Below are 19,413 nucleotides of genomic sequence, written 5' to 3' on the forward strand. Positions count from 1 at the left end.
TCACTCCCGCTTCGCGACCGTCACGGCGGCGGGCCTGAGCTGCCGTTCGCCGTCCCCGTAGCCGGGGCGCAGCACCTCGACGACGGTGCCCGGCGGGGCGTCCGGGTCCTGGACGACGCCGACCACCTCGTGCCGGGCCGGGTCGAAGGCGACGCCGGTCTCCGCATGCCGCGGGTAGCCGAGCAGTTCGAGGACGTTCACCGCCTGGTCGCGTACGGCCCGGACGCCCTCGACGATCGCGCCCGGATCGGCGCCGGCGTGGGTCAGGGCGAGTTCGAGGTTGTCGAGGACGGGCAGGAAGGCGGCCGCCGTGCGGGACCGCTCGACCGCCCGTTCGCGCTCCTGTTCCCTGGCATGACGCTTGCGAAGGTTGTCGAGGTCGGCGAGCGCGCGCCGCCAGCGGTCCTCCAGTTCCCGGATCGCGGTCGTGTACTCGTTCTCGGCAGGCGCGGGGCCGGCGGCATCGGGTCCCGGTTCGCCGTTCGCCGCTTCGGGCCGGGACGGGCCCGGCTGGGGCAGATCCTCGCGAGGAGGAGGTCCGGCGCCTTCCGGGGCCCGTACGCCCGGATCCGACGCGGCCCGGTCGGGCTCCTGGGGGTGGGTGGGCATCTCGCGCCTCAGCTCTTGTCGAACTCGGCGTCGATGACATCATCGTCACCGCCACCGCCACTCGTGGGACCGCCGGTGGCGGTGTCCTGGCCGGGACCGCCCCCTGGGGCGGCGGCGCCCTGATGGGCCGCCAGCCCGGCGAGCACCTGCTGGAGTTCGGAGGTCAGAGGCCGCACGCGCTCCACGCCCGCCTCCTCCTTGACCGCCGCCCGGGCGTCGGACACGAGCATTTCGGCGCGTGCCTTCTCGTGCGCGGGCGCCGCGTCACCCAGTTCGGCGAGGCGCTTCTCGACCTGGTACGCGACGGCGTCGAGTTCGTTGCGGGCGTCGACGGCCTCGCGGAGTGCCTGGTCCTGGCCCTGGTTGCGCTCGGCCTCCTGGACCATGCGTTCGACCTCACCGCGGTCCAGGTTGGAGCTCTCGCTGATGGTGATGCCCTGTTCCTTGCCGGTGTCCCGGTCGCGGGCCTTGACGTTGAGGATGCCGTTGGCGTCGATGTCGAAGGTGACCTCGATCTGCGGTTCGCCCCGCGGTGCCGGCCGTATGTCGGTGAGCTGGAACCGGCCCAGCACCCGGTTGTCGGCGGCCCGCTCGCGCTCGCCCTGGAGGACCACCACATCGACGGCCGGCTGGTTGTCCTCGGCGGTGGAGAAGGTCTCGCTGCGGCGCACGGGGATGGTGGTGTTTCGTTCGATGATCTTCGTCATCACTCCGCCGCGCGTCTCCACGCCCAGCGACAAGGGTGTGACGTCGAGCAGCAGGACGTCCTTGACCTCGCCCTTGAGCACCCCGGCCTGGATCGCGGCGCCCAGGGCCACGACCTCGTCGGGGTTGACGCTCATGTTGGGATCCTTGCCGCCGGTCAGCCGGCGGACCAGACCCTGGACGGCGGGGATGCGGGTGGAACCGCCGACGAGGATGACCTCGTCGATGTCGCTCTCGCCGACCTTGGCGTCGGCCATGGCCTGCTGGACCGGTCCCAGGCAACGCTCCACCAGGTCGGCGGTGATCTGCTCGAACGTGGACCGCATGATCGAGTCGGTGAGGTGCTTGGGGCCCGAGGCGTCGGCGGTGATGAACGGCAGGCTGACCTGCGTCTGCGTCACCGAGCTGAGCTCGGTCTTGGCCTTCTCCGCCGCCTCGAACAGTCGCTGCAGCGCCTGCGGGTCCTTGCGCAGGTCGATGCCGTTCTCCTTCTGGAAGTCGTCCGCCAGGTAGTCCACCAGACGCCGGTCGAAGTCGTCGCCGCCCAGGTGGCTGTCACCGGCGGTGGAGCGCACCTCCACCACGCCGTCGCCGACGTCGAGGATGCTCACGTCGAAGGTGCCGCCGCCCAGGTCGAAGACGAGGACGGTCTCGTGCTCCTTCTTGTCCATGCCGTACGCGAGGGCGGCCGCCGTCGGCTCGTTGATGATCCGCAGCACCTCCAGTCCGGCGATCCGTCCGGCGTCCTTGGTGGCGGTGCGCTGAGCGTCGTTGAAGTAGGCGGGCACCGTGATGACCGCCTCCGTGACCCGCTCCCCCAGCTGCTTGGACGCGTCGTCGGCGAGTTTGCGCAGCACCTGTGCGCTGATCTCCTCAGGCGCGTACAGCTTGTCCCGCACCTTGAAGCGGGCCGCCCCTCCGTCGCCCTCGACGACGTCGTACGCCACCGCCCTGGCCTCGTCGGAGATCTCGTCGAAGTGCCGGCCGATGAACCGCTTGGCCGAGTAGATGGTGCCCTTGGGGTTGAGGATCGCCTGGCGCCGGGCCAGCTGGCCCACCAGACGTTCCCCGGTGTCGGTGAAGGCCACCACGGACGGTGTCGTGCGGTTGCCCTCGCTGTTGGGCACGACGGACGGCTCGCCGCCCTCCCACACGGCGATCACCGAGTTGGTGGTGCCCAGGTCGATGCCCACTGCCTTGGCCATGAGGAACTCCTCCCGGTGCGGCGCCTGCGTCGACTCTCCGGATCACGTTCGTTCAGGTAGAGGTTGGGATCTCCGCCGGTTTCCCACCGGTGCGCGCGGAGGGTCTCGAGCACTCCCCAGGGTGACGAACCGGGTGGCTCCACGCCTGCGCCTGGCAAGTCAGGAATCCGGGGGCCCGGTCGCCCCACGGGTACGAGACGAAGAACCCACACGTCTCGGGTAGCCGGCCCGGGAGCGGGTACGCGAAAGCCGCTCGCCTCCGAAAGGACGGAGTGATCCCATGGTCGGCAGTCGGGCGTACGGCCTGTCCCACCGCTACTCCGACCGGAGGGGCAGCCTTCCGCGGGGCAGCGTCGGGCGGCACCCCACGGCCGCGCGCCGGGGGCCCCGCCTGACCGCTCGCCCCCCGGCCGACCGGGCCCACCACGAACTGGTCGCGCTCTCCCGCGCCCTGTTCGACGCTCCGGACGAAGGTGAGATCCTGGGCCTGGCCATGGACCACATCGTCGCCGCGGGGCCATACCGCGCCGAGGCCGGATACCTCAAGGTGGGCGGCGACCTGGTCCCCAGCCCGAGGAACAGGCGGCCGCATGCCCTGGCCGTGGGCCGGAGGGTGCGGGAGCTGGCCGGGCGGGACGGCAACGTGACCGTGGCCGGCAGGCCCTGGGGCCGGGCCCTGGGGCTACGCGGCCCCGGGGGACTTTACGGCTACCTCGTGGTCACGTCCCGCTCCCGGCCCACCGAGGCCCAGCGATCCCTGCTCGCCCTGCTCGTCCGGCACACCACTGCTGCGCTGTCGGTCGCCCTCGCACACCGCCGCCAGCGCGAGGACGCGCTGGAGCTGCACCGGCTCAGGGAGGAACGCACAGCCCTCCAGCGGCAGCTGATCTCCGTGGTGGCTGAGCTGGGCTACGAGCGAGCCGTCCACGCCCTCATGGCCGACGTCGCCGCCTCGGGCGGCGGCGACGAAGCCGTCACCCGCGCACTGCACGGGCTCACCGGACTTCCCGCGCTGGTCGAGGACCGCTTCGGTCGGCTGAGGTCCTGGACCGGCCCCAGCCGCCCCATCCCCTATCCCGAACCGGACCCCGTACGCCAGGACGAAATGCTGCACGCCGTCGCCAGAGAGACCGGGCCGGTGCGGATAAGGGGCCGGCTGATCACCCTGATCCGCCCGCACGGCGAGATCCTGGGCGTGCTGGCCCTGGTCGATGCCCGGGAGGAGGCCGACGAGCACACCGTGCTCGCGCTGGAACACGCAGCCGCGTCGCTCGCCCTGGAAATGACGCACCTGCGCATTCTGGCCGAAACGGAGCTGAGGCTGCACCGCGAGCTGGCCGACGACCTCCTGGCGGGGACGGACGAGCCGAGTGCCTACGCCCGGTCCGAGGCAGTCGGGCACGACCTGCACCGCAGCCACTACATCGTCGTGGTGCGGTGGTCGAACCGGGCCCCCGACGACTCCTTCGCACGGACCGTGGGGCGGGCGGCCTCTGCCGTGGGCATGCGCTCGCTGCTGACCCGCCGCTCCGACCACGTCGTCCTCATCGCCGACGAGAGGCCGCACGCCCGCGCGCTGTACGAGGCGCTCGCCCGGGAGACCGGAACACGGTCCGGGACGATCGGGGTGAGCGCCCCTTCCGACTCCCTGAACGACATCCCCCACCACTACCAGGAGGCGCAGCGCGCCCTGGACGTACGCCGCCACTCCCGCGAGCGCTATGGCACGACGTTCTTCGACGAGCTCGGCCTCTACCGCATCCTGGGACCCGGCAACGACTACCGGGAACTGGAGACGTTCGTCGACGAGTGGCTCGGGCAGCTCATCGACTACGACTCCCGGCACCGCGCGGCCATGGTGGAGACCCTGTCCCGGTACTTCGACTGCGGCGGCAACTACGACGAGACCGCGGACTCCCTCGCGATCCACCGCAGCACGCTGCGCTATCGGCTCCAGCGCATCCGCGACATCAGCGGCCACGACCTCGCGAACGTCGAGGACCGGCTGAACCTCCAGGTGGCGACCCGAGTGTGGAAGATCGTGCTGGGCGGACCGGGCTGATGTCCGGGTGACGTCCGGGGCGCGGCCCGGGCGTCACAGGGCGAGGACGTGGAGGTCGACCAGGTCGAGCAGCGCCCGCAGAGCCGAGCTGGGCCGCCGGGTCGACGACGTGCCGAGATGCATGCTCCAGCGGAGCACGGTGTCCAGGACGTCCAGGACGTGCAGGCCGGGGGTGCGGGCGACGGCGAACGCGGGCAGGAAGGCGATGCCCAGACCGTGCCGGACCAGTGCCGCCCCCATGTCGATGTCGGGCACCTCCAGTGCCACCCGGCGTACGACGCCCGCCGCCGCGAACGCCCGGTCGACCACCTCGCGATTGCCGTAGCCCGGCGGGAAGTCCACGAAGGGTTCCCCCGCGAGGTCCGCAAGTGCCACCTTTCCCCGCTGCGCGAGCGGATGGGCGGCGCTCACCACCAGGACGAGCGGCACGGTGGCCAGCTCCCGTGCGTCGATCCCGGCGGGCTTGCGTTCGGGCAGCGACAGGAAGGCCACGTCCAGGTCGCCGCTGAGAAGCGCGTGCGCCAGTCCCGCCGATCCGGTCGTCGCCAGCCGCAGCCGCACGTCGATCGCCGGATGCCGCGCGTGCAGCCGCCCGAGGAGCGCAGGCAGGTCCACCACCTCGACCGAGGCCATGGCGCCCACATTCACCGTGCCGCGCAGCGTGTCCTGTGCGGCGCGCACGGCGTCCTGGGCCGCCTGGGCGGCGTGCAGGGTGGCCCGGGCCTCCGGCAGCAGCGCCGCGCCCGCCCCGGTGAGCCGGACCTGCTGCGACGTGCGCTCGAACAGGGCACAGCCGAGCTCGCGCTCCAGGGAGCGGATCGCGGCGGACACCCCGGACTGCACCACGTGCAGCCGACGGGCGGCACGCGTGAAACTCAGCTCCTCGGCGACCGCGATGAAGTGCTCCAGCTGACGTAGCTCCACCCGAGAAGTATCACTCGCACTGCTCAAGCCCAGCAAAAACATTCGTTGGTACTGATCCCGGCTGGTGAGGAGGATGGAAAGCGTCATCCACTTCCGCCCGAGGAGGGGTACCCCTGCCTGCCGTTCCGACGCCGCTGAGCCGTCCCCCAGCCGACGCTCCCGACGACCCGACCATCCGGCTCCCAGCACCCGCTCCCGCCGCCCTGCCGCCCCGCGCCCCCGCCCGGCGCCGTGCCTCGCACACGACCGGCTTCTGGTTCGTGGCGGTGGCCTACACCGTGCTGATGGCCTTCGGCACCGCGCCGACCCCGCTGTGGCCGCTGTACGAGGCCCGGGACCACTTCGGTGCGACCACGGTCACGGTGGCGTACGCCTCGATGGTCGTGGGCGCAGCGGCCGCCTTTCTGGGACTGGGCCACCTGTCGGACCGGCTCGGCCGGCGACGCGTCATCGTCCCGGCGCTGCTGGTCGGCATCGTCGCGTCGGTCGTACTGATCGTGTGGCGGGATCTGCCGGGGCTGATCGCGGGCAGGATCCTGAACGGTGTCGGACTGGGGCTGATGGCCTCGACCGCGACGACGTACCTGCACGACCTCCACCACGAGGCCCGTCCGGAACGGACGGGTTCGGTGCTGCCCGGCATCGTGGCCACCGCCGCCAACCTGGGCGGCCTGGCCTCGGGGCCCCTGGTCGCCGGAGCCGCCGCCGAGTGGCTTCCCACGCCCTTGATCACCAGCCAGGCGATCTTCACGCTCGCCATGGCCGTGTGCCTGGCGCTGGTCTTGTCCACCCCGGAGACCGTGGACCTGGAGCTGCCCGTGGCCGAACCGCCCAGCAGGTTCGTCCTGCGCCCCGGCGGCCGGCGGACTTTCTGCGCGGCCGGCGCGCTGGGCGCGTTCGCCTTCGCGATCCTCGGCCTGATCTCCTCCCTCGGGGCGAGCGTGCTCCACGGCACCCTGCACACCGACTCGCACCTCGTGGTCGGCCTGGCGGCCTTCCTCATGTTCGGTGCCGCGGCGGCCGCCCAGCTGGTGCTGGGCCGCCTCCCACTGCCCCGGGTCCTGACCGTGGGGGCGGTGGTCTTCCCGGTCGGCCTGGTCCTGTGCGCCGTCGCCCTCTACCACCCGGCGCTCTGGCTCTACCTGGTCGCCGTGTCCCTGTCGGGAGCCGGTTCCGGGCTGCTGTTCAAGGGAGGCCTCGAACGTGCCGTCTCCGTTGCCGCGCCCGCCTCACGCGCGGGGGTCCTCGCCGTGTTCTTCGTCGTCGCGTACCTGGGAATGGGCCTGCCGTCCGTCCTGTTCGGCATCGCCCTGCGGCACTTCGCCGTGCAGACCGCGATGATCGGCTTCGCGGCGGTCCTCTCCTGCGGCGCCGTCGTGTCGGTCGCCGTCGCGTCGCGCGAACGCGCACCCCGTCCCGGCGCGCTCTAGAGTCGCCGGGGTGGCGCTCTGTGCGGGGCGGGGTCGCAACGCCGTGCCGCCTCGCGCGGACGGCCGGCCGAGGAATGCCTACGCGCTTCATGCTGCTCTGCCAGGGGAAGAGGCGGTGTCCTTTTTCGGCCTGCAGTGCGGAGGCGCTCGGCAGGGGGCTCTGCGAACCTCGTCCGGGGAGCAGCCGATGGCGGCGCGGGCGGGTACGAGCGGCGCCGTCCGTTCCGGGTGAGGAGGCAAAAGGGACGACCGTGACGGGTGTCTCGAGGTTCGGGAAAAGCAGCTCGCAGCAACACCCTCCCCTCGACAGGACACCCACCCGACAGCCCCACTTGCCCTCACGCGGCGGCGTCCGACTCCGACCTGCGAAGGGAGCCATACCATGACACAGGAACTCCAGGGGATGCGGGTGGGGATCCTGGCCACCGACGGCGTCGAGCGCGTGGAACTCGACCAGCCGCGCGGTGCGTTGCAGGGCGCAGGGGCGAAGACCGAGATCCTCTCCCTCCACCCCGGCGAGATCCAGGCCCGCCAGTTCGACCTCAACGCGGCCGGAACCTTCCCCGTGGACCGCCTGGTCGCCGACGCCTCCGTCGACGACTACCACGCCCTGCTCCTGCCCGGCGGCACCATGAACCCCGACCAGCTACGCATGGACCGCGACGCGGTCCAGTTCGTCAAGGACTTCATGGCCAGCGGGAAACCGGTCGCGTCGATCTGCCACGGCCCGTGGACCCTGGCGGAAGCCGACGCCGTGCGCGGCCGTCGCCTGACCTCCTGGCCCAGCATCCGCACCGACCTGCGCAACGCCGGCGCGGACGTCGCCGACCAGGAGGTGGTCGTCGACGGGCAGCTGGTCACCAGCCGCGGCCCGGCCGACCTGCCCGCCTTCTGCGCCGCCGTCGTGGAGCAGTTCGGCCGGGCGCACCAGCCCATGCCCGGCTGACCCGGCGGAATGGGCCCGAACGGGGCACCTCGCGAGCCGTACACGCCACAAGCCGGCAGCAGCACGGCGCCGCGCGCGACCCGGCGCCCAGAACGCGGCTGACCGGTGGTCAGTTCCCTCGCCGGTGTCAGGAGCGCGCGAGGCGGGCCGCGAGATAGGGCGCGGTGGCGCTGCGGCGGGCCCTCGCCACCTTGGCCGGCGGGCCCGCCGCGACCACCCGCCCGCCCGCGTCGCCGCCGCCCGGACCGAGGTCGATGACCCAGTCGGCGGTGGCGACCGTGTCCAGGTCGTGTTCCACGAGGACGACCGTGTTGCCTTCGTCGACGAGCCGGTGCAGCTGTCGCAGCAGCAGCGCGATGTCCGAGGGGTGCAGCCCCGCCGTCGGCTCGTCGAGCAGGTAGAGCGCGTGCCCGCGGCGGGCTCGCTGCAGTTCGGTGGCCAGTTTGATGCGTTGCGCCTCGCCGCCGCTGAGTTCCGTCGCGGGCTGGCCCAGCCGCAGGTACCCCAGTCCCACCTCACGCAACGTCTCCAGACTGCGGGAGGCGGCCGGGACGGCGGACAGGAACTCGGCGGCGGCGTCGACGGACAGCGCCAGTACTTCCGCGATGTTCTTGCCGCGGTAGGTGACCTCCAGCGTTTCGGCGTTGTACCGGGCGCCTTCGCAGGTCGGGCACGGCGCGTAGGTGCCGGGCAGGAACAGCAGTTCGACCGCGACGAATCCTTCGCCCTGGCAGGTCTCGCACCGCCCTTCGGGCACGTTGAAGGAGAACCGCCCGGCCGAGTAGCCGCGCGCCCTGGCTTCGTCCGTCGCCGCGTACAGCTTGCGCACCGCGTCGAACATCCCGGTGTACGTGGCCAGGTTGGAGCGGGGAGTCCGGCCGATGGGCCGTTGGTCGACCCGGACCAGCCGGTCGAACGACTCGATCCCCGACGCGTCCTGGACGTCGACCTCCAGCTGCGCCTCGTCGGGCTCCTCGGGTACCAGTCCGAGGTGGCCGCGGACGACCTCGGCGAGCACCTGCGTCACCAGCGTCGACTTCCCGGAACCGGACACGCCCGTCACCGCCGTCAGTACGCAGAGCGGTACGTCGACGGACACGTCGTGCAGATTGTGGCGGGAGACGCCGCGCAGGTGCAGCCAGCCGTGCGGTGTGCGCGGGCGGTGGTCGAGCGGCTGGGCGCGCCCGAACAGGTACTGGCTCGTGGCCGACTCCCCGACCCGCTCGAGACCGGCGACCGGGCCGCTGTACAGCACGCGTCCGCCGCCCTCGCCCGCACCGGGGCCGATGTCGACCACCCAGTCCGCCCGCCGTACGACGTCCATGTCGTGCTCCACGACGAACAGCGAGTTGCCCGCCGCCTTGAGGCGGTCCAGCACGTCCAGCAGCGGTTCCGCGTCAGCCGGGTGCAGGCCCGCGGAGGGTTCGTCGAGGACGTAGACGACGCCGAACAGCCCCGAGCGCAGCTGGGTGGCGATCCGCAGCCGCTGCGCCTCGCCGGGCGACAGGGTCGTCGAGCGGCGTCCGAGGCTGAGATATCCGAGGCCTAGGTCGAGCAGTACGTCGACCCGCGCAACCAGATCGCCGCAGATCCGGACCGCGACCTCGGTCGTCTCCCCGGATCGTGCGGTCGACGTGGTGGCGTCGGCCTCGGACCGCCCCGCGACGGGCCGCAGCAACGACACGACCCCGGTGAGCGGCATCGCGTTGATCTCGGCGATGGAACGTCCGGCGAAGGTCACGGCGAGCGCCTCGGGCCGCAGTCCGCTGCCGTGACAGGCGGGGCAGGGCACACTCCTGACGAACCGGAGCGCCCGTTCGCGCATCTTCTCGCTCTTGGAGTCGGCGAGGACGTGCATGACGTGCTTGCGGGCGCTCCAGAACTTGCCCTGGTAGCCGTAGTCGACGCGGCCCTCCTCCGGCTCGATGTACACGGAGGGCTGCTCGTCCGTGTACAGCAGCCAGTCCCGGTCCTTCTTCCTGAGCCTGCGCCACGGTCGGTCGACGTCGATCCCCAGGCCGCTCACGACACTGCGCAGGTTGGCGCCCTGCCAGGCGCCCGGCCAGGCGGCGATCGCCCCCTCGCGGATGCTCAGCGAGGGGTCCGGGACGAGCAGGTCCTCGGCGACGTCGTGCACGACGCCGAGTCCGTGGCACTCCGGGCAGGCGCCGGCCGCGGTGTTGGGTGAGAACGACTCGGCTTCCAGCCGTGCGGCCCGGGGCGGATAGGTGCCGGCGCGGGAGTACAGCATGCGCAGCAGATTGGACAGCGTGGTGATGGTGCCGACCGTCGAGCGCGAGCTGGGCGATCCGCGTCGCTGCTGCAGGGCCACGGCCGGTGGCAGTCCGGTGATTTCCTGCACGTGTGGTGCGCCGACCTGCTGCAACAGCCTTCGGGCGTACGGTGCCACGGACTCGAAGTAGCGCCGCTGGGCCTCCGCGTAGAGCGTGCCGAACGCGAGTGAGGACTTGCCCGAACCGGAGACGCCGGTGAAGGCGACCATCGCGTCCCGCGGAACGTCGACATCGATGTTCCGCAGGTTGTTCTCACCGGCGCCCCGGACATGCACGAAGGGGTCGGTCGCGTCCTCGTTCACCGTGTTCACCGTTCCTGGTTACCTGATCGCGCCGCGAACCGCGCGACAGGCGCCGTCACCGGGCTCCGCTCACACGAGCGCCAGACGTCGAGATCGGCGGCGGTCAGTGCCCGGGGCCGGGGCCTTCGCCTGCCCCCTGTCTGCAGCAGCCTGTCTGCAGCAGCCTCTGCGCGGGGAGGACGAGGAGACCTCACCGTACCGCCTGCACCTGCCGGCGGGGGCCTGCGTGTCACACGGCGTCAGCGTTACCTCGGGGGCATCCTGTGGGCACTCGCGATCGCGGGGCAGCCGACGAGAGGGAGTCATGCGGGTGTCGTCTCAGGGCGTTACGGTCGTGGCTCTCCTGGCGGATCCGGATGCGCCCACGGAGATCGCGCAGCGCATGGCCCGGATGCTTCCTGACCGGCTCGCCGGCAGGTCGGGCCGGGGACAACGGTTCGACGTCGAGGTGGTCAGCGAGCCGTTCACCGCAGGGGCCGAGGACCCACCCACCCTGATGCACCGGATCATGGACCGCGGAAGTGCGGAGAGTTGGGACATCGTCGTGGCTCTCACCGACCTTCCCCTGCACTCACATGGGCGCAAGCTCGTGGTGGATCTGAGTCACGAACACGGCGTGGCGCTGCTGTCTCTTCCCACGCTGGGGGGCTTCCGGCTGCAGACGAGGGCCCGGCAGGCCGTGGAAGAAGCCGTGCTCAGCCTGGCGGGTCCGCAGGCCACCGGGCCTGCGGAGCCTTCGGGAAGTCAGCCGCTGCGGGGGCCCTTCATCGGTCGTCTCGCGCCCATTCATCCGGACCAGGTTGGTGAGGAGGAGATCGCCGATCTGCGGTACATCGTCAGTGGGCCGCGCGGTTACCTGAGGGTGCTCCTCGGTATGGTTCGCGCCAACCGGCCGTGGCGTCTGGTGCCGGGCTTGTCGAAAGCCCTGGCGGCCGCACTCGCCACGGGAGCGGTCGCCACCGTGAACTCCACCATCTGGAACCTCGCCACCTCCCTGAGCACGCCACGCCTGGTGATCGCCACGGTCGGGTCTGTCGCTCTCATGATCGGCTGGCTGATCGTGGACGCGAACCTGTGGCATCGAACGGATGAGGTTTCGCCGGAGGCGAGGAAGAGGGCGGCTCTCTACAACGCCTCGACGGTCGTGACCGTGGGTATCGGGGTGCTCGTCTGCTACGCGGGTCTGGTGGTCGTCAATCTGGTATGGGCGCTGTTCATCCTCAACGACCGGGTGTTCGCTTCCACGACACGAACCCCGCTGCACGCCGCGGAGTACTGGACGCTGTCCTGGTTCGTCGCTTCGGTCGCCACGGTGGGCGGCGCGCTGGGATCGGGCCTGGAGAGCGACGAGGCGATCCGGGCAGCCGCCTACTCCAAGCGCGAACAGGAGCGTCGCAGGGTGCTGCGGGACGACAACGGTGACTAGCGGGTGACCTCAGCCGGAGATGTGACGTCGGTCGGTGGTCGCCCGGTTCCGGAGATTCCGCTGATCGGTCGGTGCGTTGTTGTTTCGCCTCGGGGGCTGACGGGGACCCGCACGGCACGCCGCCGGAGCGCCGAAGCTCCGTCTGGCGGGGCCGGCGGCGACAGACCGTTCCATCTGATCCAGGTGAACGGCCCCCAGAGGCGTGCCGGAGTCCCGGGCCCCGACGCAGCACTTACGAGAGTCAGGCTCTCTGCGCCTTCCCCATCAGCGCCCTACCGCGACACTAAGGGAAGCCACCATGAAAGCAGCGGTCTACGAAGGCCCGCGGACGGTCACAGTGAAGGACGTACCGGACGCGAAGATCGAACACCCCTGCGACATCATCGTCAAGATCACCACCACCAACATCTGCGGTTCGGACCTGCACATGTACGAGGGCCGTACCTCGTTCGAGTCCGGCCGCACCCTGGGACACGAGAACATGGGCCAGGTGGTGGAGGTCGGCTCGGCCGTCCGCAAAATCCAGGTCGGCGAGTACGTGGTCCTGCCCTTCAACATCGCCTGCGGCTTCTGCAAGCAGTGCGAGCAGGGTCTGACCAACTACTGCCTGACCATGCAGCCGGAACCGGCCCTCGCCGGAGCCGCCTACGGATTCGCCGACATGGGCCCCTACCAGGGTGGCCAGGCGGAGCTGCTCCGCGTACCTTACGGCGACTTCAACGCGCTGCGTCTGGGCGAGGACGCCGCCGAGCGGCAGACCGACTACGTCATGCTCGCCGACATCTTCCCCACCGGGTACCACGCCACCGAGATGGCCCACGTCAAACCGGGTGACCAGACCATCGTCTTCGGCGCCGGTCCCGTCGGGCTGATGGCGACCTACTCCGCCCTCCTCAAGGGCGCCGGACGCGTCTGGACGGCCGACCACCAGCCCGACCGGCTGCGCAAGGCGGAGGAGATCGGGGCCATCCCGATCAACACCGCCGAGCAGAACCCGGCGGAGGTCGTCAAGGAGGCCACCCTCGGGCTGGGCGCCGACAACGGCTGCGAATGCGTCGGCTACCAGGCACACGACCCCCAGGGGCACGAGGACGCCAGCCTCACGCTCAACGGTCTGATCGACTCGGTCAGGTTCACCGGCGACATCGGCGTGGTGGGCGTGTTCCTGCCCCAGGACCCCGGCGGCGCGGAAGCCCAGGGGGAGCTGGAGGCTCAGGGCAAGGTCCCGATCGACTTCGGCATGATGTGGTTCAAGGGCCAGCGCATGGGGACCGGGCAGGCGCCGGTGAAGAAGTACAACCGGGCGCTGCGGGATCTGATCGCCGGCGGGAAGGCGAAGCCGAGCTTCGTCGTCTCCCACGAGCTCAGCCTGGACGAGGCCCCCACCGCCTACGAGCACTTCGACGCCCGTGACGAGGGCTGGACCAAGGTGGTCCTGCATCCCAACGGACACGGGAACGGCCGCAAGCGGTAGAGCGGTAAAGCGGTAAGAGACTCGGGGCCGGCCGGCGCTCCCTGTCTCCCCCGGACCGGTCCGGGGGACGGGTGGCCTGCTGCCCGTCCGCCGGCGGTGCTGGGGGCGATCGCCGCGCTCCGGCCGGACCCGAACCAACAGCGATTGCCCGCGCTCCGGCCGGAGGACGGACTGCGGACGCTCAGCAGTGTCCGCAGGGGCGGCATCCCGTCCAGCGGCTGCGGCCGCCGGCCGGTTCGCGGGCCCGGTGGGAGGCTTCCTTGTCCGACGGCTGCCGCACCTCACCCAGCCCGACGCGACCCGGCAGGGCGTCCCGGCCAGGCGGACACCGGTGACGTGGCTGCGGGCCTTCGGGGAAGTCGTGCGATCCGGGCTCACGATCGAGGAGACGCGACTGGAGCCCCTGCTCGCGCTGCGCACGGCCGCCGGGGTGGCGATCGTCGTCGGGCCGACGCTGTGGCTGATCTCCCCCGCGTACGCCGCGTCCGCCGCCCTCGGCGCCTACTCCGCGGGTGGGGCCACCTTCCAGCGCAGCTGGCGTCCACGCAAGGTGGTCGCGCTCGGCGCGGGCGCGGGTCTGGCGCTCAGCACCTTCGTGGGCTACCTGGCGGCGGGGCGACTCGTCACGTTCCTCCCACTGCTGGCCGTATGGGCCTTTGCCGCGGGAATGGCGTGGGCCGTCGGATCGACCGCTGGGATCGTCGCGGCGTCGACCGTGGGCAGCATGCTCGTGACCATCACCCTGCCCACGAGCGTCGGGGGAGCCCTGGAGCACGCCGGGGTCATCGCCCTCGGAGGCGTGACACAGGCCGTGCTGATCTTGCTGTTCCCCATCCGCCGTTGGGGAGCGCATCGTGACGCGCTCGCCGACGCCCTGGCCGCCGTGGCGGATTACGCCCGCCGGTTGCGGCACGACCCGACCGCCTCGTTCGACCCGGAGCCGTTGATGACGGCCCGGGACGCGGCCGCCGTGACGCCGTCACAGGCCCGCACCCGTCCCCCCGTCCTGCACGGCCCCCGGGGACTCGCCGAGCGCATTCGGCCGGTCGTCGCCGCGCTCGCCGACCCCGACGTCGGCGCCCCGGCGGAAGGACCCGGGCGGGACCGCGCGCGGGAGTTGCTCGACGCGGCCGCCGACGTCCTGGATGCGGCCGCCCGTTCGATCCGCCGGGGCACTCCCGCCGAGGTGCGGCCCGAGAGCACGGACGTCCTGCGCGTCGACGAGGAGCACGAGGTGCTGGAGGGCCCGGCGCGGCAAGCCGCCGAGCGGCTCGTGGAACTGCTCGGCGAGGCGTTGGAGATCGCCGGGAGCGGCTGCGCACGCGGAAGGACGCCCACGCCGCCCGGCCCCGCCGGCGCCCAGTTCCTGGTGCGCCCGACACTGCTCCGGCTGGTCCCGGTCGTCGTCCGGGCGGTGCGCCGTGAGCTCCGCCGGGACTCGCCCGTGTTCCGGCACGCCGTACGCCTGGCGGCGGTCGCCACGCTCGGCTATCTGATCGCCGCCCGGCTACCCCTGGGCCACGGCTACTGGGCGCCCATCGCCTCGGTGATGGTGATGCGGCCGGACTTCCACCGGACGTACGCGCGTGCGGTGGCCCGTCTCGCCGGGACCCTGGCGGGGGTCGCACTCGCCACCGGCATGGTGCGGGCCCTGGGCACGGACGCCCGTGTGTCCGGCGCGCTGGCGGTGGTCTCGGCGGCCCTGTCGTACACGCTGAACCGTACCGGCTACGCCTACTCCCAGTGCTTCACCGCCGCTTACGTCGTCTTCCTGCTCGGCATGGGCGGCCAGGCATGGGAGCAGACGGTCCCGGAGCGGGTGCTGCTCACCCTGCTCGGCGGGGCCCTGGCGATGCTGGCGTACGTGGTGTTCCCCGCATGGGAGACACCCCGGCTGCCGGGCCGGCTCGCGGACTGGCTCGCCGCCAACGGCCGCTACGCGGCCGCGGTCCTCCGCGACTACGCCGAACCGACCCGGGAGCATCACGCTGACATGCGCCGGGCACTGCTGGAGAGCAGGGAGGCACGTGCCGCCTGGCAGGAGGCGTACGACCGGGCAAGGCAGGAACCTGTCCGCCCCAGGGGTCTGACGTCACGCGAGGCGCAGGAGGCGCAGGAGGCGCTCAAGGGGCTCGGCCGGGCAGCGATGCTCATGGAGAGCCACGTCCCGCGGGCCGACGGCTCCTTCGTCCCCGAGGCGGAGCGATTCGCCGAGGCCCTGGAGACGGACACCGAAAAAGCGGCAGTCGCCGTGCGCGAGCACAGGAATCCGGACTGGGGACGCGTGGAGGAGGCGCTCCACGCGTGGGAGGACACCGCCGCCGGCAACGGGAGCCCGGTCGTGCGGCGCGAAGCCGAACTGCAGAAACGGGCCTTGGAAGACCTCGCGACAGCCGTGAGCCGCACACCCCTGGAACGGGACGTCGGCTCTGCTCGCGAGGAGCAGCGGGTGCGGGCCGCCGCGGCGACGGAAGGTGACGGATCAGGGCCCGCGCACCGAGGTGGGTGACGGCGCCGGCGACATAAGAGCGCGGCGCCTCCTGGAACGGGAGACAGTCTCCCGGCCGCGCCGAGCGCCGCCACACCTACGCCGGTGTCCGGCACAAGGATGGACCCGCCAGGGCCGGCAGTTCGGAGCCCGGTAGTGCGGAGCCGCTCCCAGTACGAACCACTGATCTCCGTGACGGAGTGTCAGGGACTCTGGACGCATGGGCGGGTCAGTTCCAGGAGCGCCTCGAAGCCGCTGCCTCGAAAGCCGGTCCGGCCGGCCCGAGGGCGACCGGATACAGTGCGCGAGACGGCAGCCCGGTCAGAGAGGGGAAGCGTGACCGACACCAGCAACACCTGGCCCGCCGACAGCGAAGCCCAAGCGCCGCGGCACAGCCGACTGCACCGCCTGATGCGCTACATCCCGCTGATCGCCCCCGTCCTGCTGTGGGCCGTGCCCTGCTGGGTGCTCCTGTACACCGGCCAGCACTGGCCGCTGCCCGTCACACTGGTCGGCACCGCCCTCTTCGCCCTCGGCCTCATCGGTATGCCGCTCGCGATGATGCGCGGCCACGGCCGGCGCCAGCAGGACCGGGCGGCGATCATCGGTGACACCCTGCTGGGCACCGGCTGGCTTCTGTTCACCTGGTCCGTTCTGCTCGGCGTCATGCTGCGGCTCGCCCTGACCGCGGCCGGCGCCGGCGAGAGTCAGGACCGGGCCCGGAGCGTCACGTGGGCCGTCCTCGGCGTGACCGCCGTACTGCTCGCCTGGGGGTACGCCGAAGCGCGCCGTGTGCCACGCGTGCGCCGACTCGACGTGCAACTCCCCCGGCTGGGTGCCGCGTTGGACGGCATCCGTGTCGTCCTCATCTCCGACACCCACTACGGCCCGCTCGATCGCACCCGCTGGTCGGCACGGGTGTGCGAGACGGTGAACACCCTGAAAGCCGACCTGGTCTGCCACACCGGCGACATCGCGGACGGCACGGCCGAACGCCGCCGCGCCCAGGCCGCCCCACTCGGTACCGTGCGGGCCACCCGGGCCTGTGTGTACGTCACCGGCAACCACGAGTACTACAGCGAGGCCCAGGGCTGGGTCGACTTGATGGACGAGCTGGGCTGGGAGCCGCTGCGCAACCGCCATCTGCTGCTCGAACGCGGAGGCGACACCCTCGTGGTCGCCGGCGTGGACGACGTCACCGCCGAGTCCTCCGGCCTGGCAGGCCACGGCGCCCACCTCGCCGGGGCCTTGAGCGGCGCCGACCCCGACCTGCCCGTCCTGCTCCTGGCACACCAGCCCAAGTTCATCGACCGGGCGGCAGCCGCCGGCATCGACCTCCAACTCTCCGGCCACACCCACGGCGGCCAGATCTGGCCCTTCCACCACCTGGTCCGCATCGATCAGCCCGCCCTCGCCGGCCTCAGCCACCACGGCACCCGCACCCTCCTCTACACCAGCCGCGGCACCGGCTTCTGGGGCCCGCCGTTCCGCGTCTTCGCCCCCAGCGAGATCACCCTGCTCGTGCTCCGCTCCCCGCACCCGCCCACCCGGCCGTAGCACCGGGCAGGCCAACGCACCCACTTGGAGTCGTCCGTGCGGTCCGGCGGGTAGGGGGCGGGACTCGACGGCCGAGCCGACGCCGTCCATGTCCGTGCCGGGATCGCACGCCGACGGGCACGCCGGTCAGCCGGCGGTGGGGTGCCAGGCGGCTTCGGCGTCCTGGACGGTGGGGTAGCTGGGGAAGACCTGCTCCAGGCCGACGATGCGGAAGATCCGGCTGACCCGGTGGGGCACCGCTGCCAGGGCGATGCTCGCTTCGGCCGCCAGGGCGTGGTTACGGGCCGAGATCAGCACGGTGATGCCGCTGGAGTCACAGAAGGTGAGGGCTCCGAGGTCGAGGACGAGCTGCTGGCCGGCCCGCAGACGAAGGCCGGGGAGCGCTTCGCGGACGTCGGCGGCCGTGCGGTGGTCGAGTTCGCCGGCAAGTTCGATGACCGCCCCGGCGGTGGTGCTGCGGGTGTGGAGTGTCAGGTACTGGGTCACTTCTGCTCTCCACCGGGGAGTCGGGGCACGTGGATGGCCAGGACGGCGGTGTCGTCGTCCACACCGGCGCCGAAGGTGTCGAGCAGGTCACGGATGGCGGCGACGGTGTCCCCCGCGACGGTGGGGGCCAGGGCGCGGCCGAAGTCCAGGAGGGCGTCGTCGCCGTAGCGTTCTCCGTCGCCCGTGGTGGCGTTGATGTGGGCTTCGGTGAGTCCGTCGGTGTACAGCAGCAGGGTGTCGCCGGGGGCGAGGTGGACGGTGGTGGTCGCGATGCAGGCGTCGGGCAGGGCGCCGATGAGCTGTCCGCCCGGGGTGGGCAGGTAGTCGGCGGTGCCCTCGGCCCGCATCAGCAGGGCGGGCGGGTGCCCTCCGCTGGCCAGGGTGATGTGGAAACCGCCGCGGTCGGGGTCGGGGGTGAGCAGACCGAAGATCACGGTGCAGAACCGGGGGTCGGTGCCGTTGTACTCGTGGGTCAGGACGGTGTTCAGGTTGTCCAGGACCGCGGCCGGGTCCGGGTCGTAGACGGCGGCGGCACGCAGCGTGTAGCGGGCCAGGGAGGTGACGGCCGCGGCCGCGGCGCCCTTGCCGCACACGTCGCCCAGGAACAGCCCCCACGTGCCGGCCGCCAGCGGGAAGAGATCGTAGAAGTCACCGCCGACCTCGTCGACGGAGGCGATGTGGTAGTACGCGGCGACGTCCAGGCCGGGCACGCTCGCCAGCGCGGGCGGCAGCAGGGTCTGCTGCAGGGTGGTGGCCAGGCGCTGGAGACGGTCGCGTTCCCGGTCGGCCTCCTCGCGGGCGCGCAGCAGCTCCGTCTCGTAGGCACGGCGGTCTCGGGCGTCGGAGACGGTCGTGCGGATCAGCAGCGGCTGCCCGTCGCTGCCCCTCTTCACGGTCGACGTGACCAGGACCGGCAGGCGGGAGCCGTCGGCGGCCTTGAGTTCCAGGGCCACGCCGCTGATCTCGTTCTGCATCCGCAGCAGCGGGGCGAAGTGGGTCTCGTGGTAGAGCCGGCCGCCGACGGTCAGCAGGTCGGAGAAGTTCCTGCGGCCCACCAGATCGTCGCGCCGCTCGCCGAGCCAGCCCAGCAGGGTGTTGTTGATCTTGACGATCTTGCCGTCCAGCAGGGTGGACAGATAGCCGCAGGGCGCGTGCTCGTACAGGTCTTCGACGCTGTCCTCCAGCAGCGCGGCGAACTGCGCCCGCTCGTCGGGCGACCGCTCGTCGCGGTGCGCGTCCGCACCCTCTCCCTCGTCGCCGGTCCGGCACATCATCGGGCGGCTCCCGCGGACTCGGCGATCGCGTCGCGGGAACACGGGGCGGCCGGCGTGGGCACACCCAGGCCGGCGAGGTCGTCGCGGTCGTCGGACGCGAACGTCATCCGGGCGAAGACCTGGTTCCTGCTCCGCGCGTCCATGCAGCCATCCTCGCAGACGGAGAGGCCGCCGTTTCCGTCCGTCGGCGACGAGCGGCGGTGACGTGGGTGCCATCGGCGGACGCCGGCG

14 protein-coding genes are annotated in these 19,413 nt (G+C 71.9%); 7 read left to right on the forward strand and 7 right to left on the reverse strand.

Annotated elements, in window-relative coordinates:
* Positions 1–609: a nucleotide exchange factor GrpE gene (gene grpE, locus ACGFT2_RS04250; RefSeq protein WP_393273305.1), complete on the reverse strand. Its 609-nt coding sequence runs from the start codon at positions 607–609 to the stop codon at positions 1–3.
* A gap of 8 nt (positions 610–617) precedes the next feature.
* The gene (gene dnaK / locus ACGFT2_RS04255) at positions 618–2,519 is read right to left on the reverse strand and encodes a molecular chaperone DnaK (RefSeq protein ID WP_393273307.1); all 1,902 of its coding nucleotides are present in this window, start codon (positions 2,517–2,519) and stop codon (positions 618–620) included.
* Positions 2,520–2,799: 280 nt separating this feature from the next.
* On the opposite strand from dnaK, the gene ACGFT2_RS04260 reads away from it, so the two are divergent.
* Positions 2,800–4,581 (forward strand): PucR family transcriptional regulator, encoded by a 1,782-nt coding sequence (locus ACGFT2_RS04260; RefSeq protein WP_393273309.1) that lies wholly within the window; start codon positions 2,800–2,802, stop codon positions 4,579–4,581.
* Between the two features lie 33 nt (positions 4,582–4,614).
* Here ACGFT2_RS04260 and ACGFT2_RS04265 read toward each other — a convergent pair whose 3' ends face one another.
* A complete protein-coding gene (locus tag ACGFT2_RS04265) occupies positions 4,615–5,505 on the reverse strand; it encodes a LysR family transcriptional regulator (RefSeq protein ID WP_393273311.1) in 891 nt (296 codons plus the stop codon).
* Positions 5,506–5,771: 266 nt separating this feature from the next.
* Between ACGFT2_RS04265 and ACGFT2_RS04270 the strand changes: the two genes are divergently transcribed.
* Both ACGFT2_RS04270 and ACGFT2_RS04275 read left to right on the forward strand, forming a co-directional pair.
* Positions 5,772–6,935, forward strand: a complete 1,164-nt coding sequence (locus ACGFT2_RS04270; protein WP_393273313.1) for an MFS transporter — start codon at positions 5,772–5,774, stop codon at positions 6,933–6,935.
* A 382-nt stretch (positions 6,936–7,317) separates the two neighbouring features.
* Positions 7,318–7,881, forward strand: coding sequence for a type 1 glutamine amidotransferase domain-containing protein (locus ACGFT2_RS04275; protein WP_393273315.1), 564 nt, complete (start codon positions 7,318–7,320; stop codon positions 7,879–7,881).
* A gap of 127 nt (positions 7,882–8,008) precedes the next feature.
* Here the strand turns inward: ACGFT2_RS04275 and uvrA are convergent, their stop codons facing one another.
* Entirely contained in the window at positions 8,009–10,477 is a 2,469-nt protein-coding gene (uvrA, locus tag ACGFT2_RS04280) for an excinuclease ABC subunit UvrA (RefSeq protein WP_393273877.1), read from the reverse strand.
* Between the two features lie 304 nt (positions 10,478–10,781).
* On the opposite strand from uvrA, the gene ACGFT2_RS04285 reads away from it, so the two are divergent.
* From ACGFT2_RS04285 to ACGFT2_RS04300, 4 genes are all read left to right on the forward strand, one after another.
* The gene (locus tag ACGFT2_RS04285; RefSeq protein ID WP_393273317.1) at positions 10,782–11,903 is read left to right on the forward strand and encodes a hypothetical protein; all 1,122 of its coding nucleotides are present in this window, start codon (positions 10,782–10,784) and stop codon (positions 11,901–11,903) included.
* 298 nt (positions 11,904–12,201) lie between these two features.
* Complete coding sequence (locus ACGFT2_RS04290) at positions 12,202–13,377, forward strand: glutathione-independent formaldehyde dehydrogenase (protein WP_393273319.1); 1,176 nt, start codon at positions 12,202–12,204, stop codon at positions 13,375–13,377.
* Between the two features lie 331 nt (positions 13,378–13,708).
* The gene (locus ACGFT2_RS04295; protein ID WP_393273879.1) at positions 13,709–15,886 is read left to right on the forward strand and encodes an FUSC family protein; all 2,178 of its coding nucleotides are present in this window, start codon (positions 13,709–13,711) and stop codon (positions 15,884–15,886) included.
* A 315-nt stretch (positions 15,887–16,201) separates the two neighbouring features.
* A complete protein-coding gene (locus tag ACGFT2_RS04300) occupies positions 16,202–17,422 on the forward strand; it encodes a metallophosphoesterase (RefSeq protein WP_393273320.1) in 1,221 nt (406 codons plus the stop codon).
* A 126-nt stretch (positions 17,423–17,548) separates the two neighbouring features.
* On the opposite strand, the gene ACGFT2_RS04305 is transcribed toward ACGFT2_RS04300, so the two are convergent.
* Genes ACGFT2_RS04305 through ACGFT2_RS04315 form a run of 3 tightly spaced genes read right to left on the reverse strand, consistent with a single transcriptional unit; the run spans position 17,549 to position 19,325 of the window.
* Positions 17,549–17,908, reverse strand: coding sequence for an STAS domain-containing protein (locus tag ACGFT2_RS04305; protein ID WP_393273322.1), 360 nt, complete (start codon positions 17,906–17,908; stop codon positions 17,549–17,551).
* Complete coding sequence (locus ACGFT2_RS04310) at positions 17,905–19,179, reverse strand: PP2C family protein-serine/threonine phosphatase (RefSeq protein ID WP_393273881.1); 1,275 nt, start codon at positions 19,177–19,179, stop codon at positions 17,905–17,907. The genes ACGFT2_RS04305 and ACGFT2_RS04310 overlap by 4 nt, the downstream gene beginning before the upstream one ends.
* Positions 19,179–19,325, reverse strand: coding sequence for a hypothetical protein (locus tag ACGFT2_RS04315; RefSeq protein ID WP_393273323.1), 147 nt, complete (start codon positions 19,323–19,325; stop codon positions 19,179–19,181). The genes ACGFT2_RS04310 and ACGFT2_RS04315 overlap by 1 nt, the downstream gene beginning before the upstream one ends.
* Between the last annotated feature and the right edge of the window lie 88 nt (positions 19,326–19,413).

This window comes from Streptomyces sp. NPDC048514, from assembly GCF_043199955.1.
Classification (GTDB): domain Bacteria; phylum Actinomycetota; class Actinomycetes; order Streptomycetales; family Streptomycetaceae; genus Streptomyces.

Coding starts and splice junctions, on each gene's coding strand:
- grpE (WP_393273305.1), bottom strand. CDS start 609: ATGCCCACCCACCCCCAGGAGCCCGACCGGGCCGCGTCGGATCCGGGC.
- dnaK (WP_393273307.1), bottom strand. CDS start 2,519: ATGGCCAAGGCAGTGGGCATCGACCTGGGCACCACCAACTCGGTGATC.
- ACGFT2_RS04260 (WP_393273309.1), top strand. CDS start 2,800: ATGGTCGGCAGTCGGGCGTACGGCCTGTCCCACCGCTACTCCGACCGG.
- ACGFT2_RS04275 (WP_393273315.1), top strand. CDS start 7,318: ATGACACAGGAACTCCAGGGGATGCGGGTGGGGATCCTGGCCACCGAC.
- ACGFT2_RS04285 (WP_393273317.1), top strand. CDS start 10,782: ATGCGGGTGTCGTCTCAGGGCGTTACGGTCGTGGCTCTCCTGGCGGAT.
- ACGFT2_RS04290 (WP_393273319.1), top strand. CDS start 12,202: ATGAAAGCAGCGGTCTACGAAGGCCCGCGGACGGTCACAGTGAAGGAC.
- ACGFT2_RS04310 (WP_393273881.1), bottom strand. CDS start 19,179: ATGTGCCGGACCGGCGACGAGGGAGAGGGTGCGGACGCGCACCGCGAC.
- ACGFT2_RS04315 (WP_393273323.1), bottom strand. CDS start 19,325: ATGGACGCGCGGAGCAGGAACCAGGTCTTCGCCCGGATGACGTTCGCG.